Annotated in this window: 2 rRNA genes; both read left to right on the top strand. The window is 48.0% G+C overall.

Going from position 1 to position 1120, the window contains the following annotated elements:
- Positions 1-114: ribosomal RNA gene (locus IFO68_RS21815) — 16S ribosomal RNA — on the top strand; the annotation flags it as partial.
- A 342-nt stretch (positions 115-456) separates the two neighbouring features.
- A 23S ribosomal RNA gene (locus tag IFO68_RS21810) occupies positions 457-1120 on the top strand; the annotation flags it as partial.

Here is a 1120-nt window from a genome sequence, read left to right as displayed (position 1 = left end):
CCAGAAGTAGATAGCTTAACCTTCGGGAGGGCGTTTACCACGGTGTGGTTCATGACTGGGGTGAAGTCGTAACAAGGTAGCCCTAGGGGAACCTGGGGCTGGATCACCTCCTTACCTAAAGACTGTGTCGTTGATACAGTGTCCACACAGATTGCCTGGTCGAAATAGTTAAAAGAAAGCAGAAAGTCTTAATGAATGGCTTTGGCTATTGATTAAAGCTGTTTGCTTTAATGTTCTTTAACAATCTGGAAAGCTGACTAGTAAATTCAATCTTAGAGATTGAATGACAACTGTTTCGAAAGAAACAGAGTTCTCAAGCAATACACATTCAAGTGTCTTGTGTTCGTTGTGTTCACTGCGGTGAAGACAACATGAGTCCGGCGAATAAACCAATTGTCTCTTTGTCAGAGACACAACCTTGGTTGTTTGAACATACGAAACCTCTTGGGGTTGTATGGTTAAGTGACTAAGCGTACACGGTGGATGCCTGGGCAGTCAGAGGCGATGAAGGACGTACTAACTTGCGATAAGCGGTGATGAGGCAGTAAGAGCCACTTGAGTCACCGATTTCCGAATGGGGAAACCCAGCTGCATAAGCAGTTATCATCAGGTGAATACATAGCCTGATGAGGCGAACCGGGGGAACTGAAACATCTAAGTACCCCGAGGAAGAGAAATCAACCGAGATTCCGGCAGTAGCGGCGAGCGAAACCGGATTAGCCCTTAAGCGTGTTTAGTGTCAGGTGAAGGTCCCTGGAAAGGGCCGCGATACAGGGTGACAGCCCCGTAACCGACGATGCTTTAGACGTGAAAACGAGTAGGACGGGACACGTGTTATCCTGTCTGAACATGGGGGGACCATCCTCCAAGGCTAAATACTCCTGACTGACCGATAGTGAACCAGTACCGTGAGGGAAAGGCGAAAAGAACCCCTGTGAGGGGAGTGAAAAAGAACCTGAAACCGTGTACGTACAAGCAGTAGGAGCACCTTCGTGGTGTGACTGCGTACCTTTTGTATAATGGGTCAGCGACTTAATTTCAGTAGCAAGGTTAACCGTATAGGGGAGCCGTAGGGAAACCGAGTCTTAACTGGGCGTACAGTTGCTGGGATTAGACCCGA

This window comes from Photobacterium arenosum, assembly GCF_014841115.1.
GTDB classification, from domain to species: domain Bacteria; phylum Pseudomonadota; class Gammaproteobacteria; order Enterobacterales; family Vibrionaceae; genus Photobacterium; species Photobacterium arenosum.
This window is presented reverse-complemented; position numbering and strand designations above follow the sequence as displayed.